The sequence below is a fragment of the Aureimonas sp. Leaf427 genome, from assembly GCF_001425485.1.
Lineage (GTDB): Bacteria > Pseudomonadota > Alphaproteobacteria > Rhizobiales > Rhizobiaceae > Plantimonas.
This window is the reverse complement of record NZ_LMQW01000048.1, coordinates 270,001-273,158: the sequence shown is the minus strand read 5'-3', so window position 1 is coordinate 273,158 and position 3,158 is coordinate 270,001. Positions and strand designations below refer to the sequence as shown.

At 56.0% G+C, this 3,158-nt stretch carries 2 rRNA genes (1 of these 2 running past the window's edge); both read right to left on the bottom strand.

What is annotated here, in order from left to right:
* Positions 1 to 14 precede the first annotated feature (14 nt).
* Positions 15 to 129, bottom strand: a 5S ribosomal RNA gene (gene rrf, locus ASG62_RS20805).
* Between the two features lie 426 nt (positions 130 to 555).
* A 23S ribosomal RNA gene (locus ASG62_RS20800) occupies positions 556 to 3,158 on the bottom strand; it runs 218 nt beyond the window's last position.

The following is a 3,158-nucleotide window of genomic DNA, read 5'->3' as shown; positions in this document are numbered from 1 at the left end:
CTTGCGATTTGCAGACCTGGCGGCGACCGACTTTCCCGCGTCTTGAGACGAAGTATCATAGGCGCTGGAGCGTTTCACGGCCGAGTTCGGGATGGGATCGGGTGCAGCCGCTCCGCTGGAACCACCAGGTCGGCAAATGGCAAGTTGTGAAGCTGATCTGGCGATCAGGACGCTCGCGCCGGTTTGCCGGGGGCAAACCGTCTCCGCTGGGGCGGAACGCTGAAGCGTTCCGACGGCCTATCGGCCTACGGGGCGTCACGACCTGAAGCGCAAGCGCTGCCAAGTCATGTGAGCCACCGCATTTCGCGGGGATTTGAAGCGTCTGATTACACCTCTGCAGGGAGGTGGTGTCGTCGAATGGAATGGTTTGGTCTCAATCCTGTCCGAACCATGCGCCCGGAGCGACTTTCCAGGGAAAGCCACTACAGTAGGACGCTAGTCCGTCGCGCCTGATGGCGCGGAGCCAAGCTCGCGGATGCGAGCGCCGGCGATTGAGGCCCAACAAAGAACCATGAGCCCGATCACCTCGTGAGAGGTGGTCATGGGCGAATGGGAATGATCAAGCCGATCGGGCTATTAGTACCGGTAAGCTTCAAGCATTGCTGCTCGTCCACACCCGGCCTATCGACGTGGTGGTCTACCACGGCCCTGATAGGGAACACTGGTTTTGAGGTTCGTTTCCCGCTTAGATGCCTTCAGCGGTTATCGAGTCCGTACATAGCTACCCTGCACTGCGGCTGGCGCCACAACAGGTCCACCAGAGGTACGTCCATCCCGGTCCTCTCGTACTAGGGACAGATCCTCTCAATATTCCTACACCCACGGCAGATAGGGACCGAACTGTCTCACGACGTTCTGAACCCAACTCACGTACCGCTTTAAATGGCGAACAGCCATACCCTTGGGACCTGCTCCAGCCCCAGGATGCGATGAGTCGACATCGAGGTGCCAAACAACCCCGTCGATATGGACTCTTGGGGGTCATCAGCCTGTTATCCCCGGCGTACCTTTTATCCGTTGAGCGATGGCCCTTCCACACGGGGACCACCGGATCACTATGACCGACTTTCGTCTCTGCTCGACATGTCCGTCTCGCAGTCAGGCGGGCTTATGCCATTGCACTCGACGACCGATTTCCGACCGGTCTGAGCCCACCATCGCGCGCCTCCGTTACTCTTTGGGAGGCGACCGCCCCAGTCAAACTACCCACCATACACTGTCCCGGACCCGGATGACGGGCCGCGGTTAGACATCCATGACGATAAGGGTGGTATTTCAAGGATGGCTCCACACGAGCTGGCGCCCATGCTTCAAAGCCTACCACCTATCCTACACATGCCGACACGAATGCCAGTGTAAAGCTATAGTAAAGGTGCACGGGGTCTTTCCGTCTGACCGCAGGAACCCCGCATCTTCACGGGGAATTCAATTTCACTGAGTCTCTGCTGGAGACAGCGGGGAAGTCGTTACGCCATTCGTGCAGGTCGGAACTTACCCGACAAGGAATTTCGCTACCTTAGGACCGTTATAGTTACGGCCGCCGTTTACTGGGGCTTCATTTCAGAGCTTGCACCCCTCCACTTAACCTTCCAGCACCGGGCAGGCGTCAGACCCTATACGTCGTCTTGCGACTTCGCAGAGCCCTGTGTTTTTGGTAAACAGTCGCTACCCCCTGGTCTGTGCCACCCCACCACACTTGCGTATGAAGGGGTCACGCTTCTTCCGAAGTTACGCGTGCAATTTGCCGAGTTCCTTCAGCAGAGTTCTCTCAAGCGCCTTGGTATGCTCTACCAGTCCACCTGTGTCGGTTTCGGGTACGGTCTATACGGTGGGGCTATTTCCTGGGACCCCTTCGCTGCACAATCAATCCGTTAAGACTGTACAACACACGGGATCCGTCACTCACCACCAGGCCCACGATTATTAACGTGGTTCCCATCGACTACGCCTTTCGGCCTCGCCTTAGGGGCCGGCTAACCCTGCTCAGATTAACTTTAAGCAGGAACCCTTGGACTTTCGGCGAGGGTGTCTCTCACACCCTTTATCGTTACTCATGTCAGCATTCTCACTTCCCATACCTCCAGAGGCCCTCACGGGTCCTCCTTCAACGGCCTAGGGAACGCTCCGCTACCACTCACGTCATAGACGCGAATCCACAGCTTCGGTGCATGGCTTTAGCCCCGTTACATTTTCGGCGCAAAGACCCTTAATTAGACCAGTGAGCTGTTACGCTTTCTTTAAATGATGGCTGCTTCTAAGCCAACATCCTGGTTGTTTTGGGATCTTCACATCCTTTCCCACTTAGCCATGACTTGGGGACCTTAGATGGTGGTCAGGGTTGTTTCCCTCTTCACGACGGACGTTAGCACCCGCCGTGTGTCTGCCGGATAGTACTCTTGAGTATTCGGAGTTTGATTGGGTTTGGTAAGACGGTGAGTCCCCCTAGCCCATTCAGTGCTCTACCCCTCAAGGTATTCATCCAACGCTCTACCTAAATAGATTTCGCGGAGAACCAGCTATTTCCGAGTTTGATTGGCCTTTCACCCCTAGCCACAAGTCATCCCAATCTATTGCAACAGATGCGGGTTCGGCCCTTCAGTGCATGTTACTGCACCTTCAGCCTGCTCATGGCTAGATCACTCGGTTTCGGGTCTAATCCGACGAACTGAACGCCCTGTTCAGACTCGCTTTCGCTGCGCCTCCACCTACCGGCTTAAGCTCGCTCGTCAGACTAAGTCGCTGACCCATTATACAAAAGGTACGCCGTCACCCATGATGGCTCCGACTGTTTGTAGGCATCCGGTTTCAGGTTCTATTTCACTCCCCTTGTCGGGGTGCTTTTCACCTTTCCCTCACGGTACTGGTTCGCTATCGGTCACACACGAGTACTTAGGCTTGGAGGGTGGTCCCCCCAATTTCAGACAGGATTTCACGTGTCCCGCCCTACTCGAGGACCTCACAGAGCATTATGCCTACGGGGCTGTCACCCACTCTTGCCACGCTTTCCAACGTGTTCGGCTTCTCTCTTGTGAGGCCACTGGCCTGGTCCGCGTTCGCTCGCCGCTACTGACGGAGTCTCGGTTGATGTCCTTTCCTTCGGGTACTTAGATGTTTCAGTTCCCCGAGTTCGCTTCTAACCCCTATGTATTCAGAGCTAG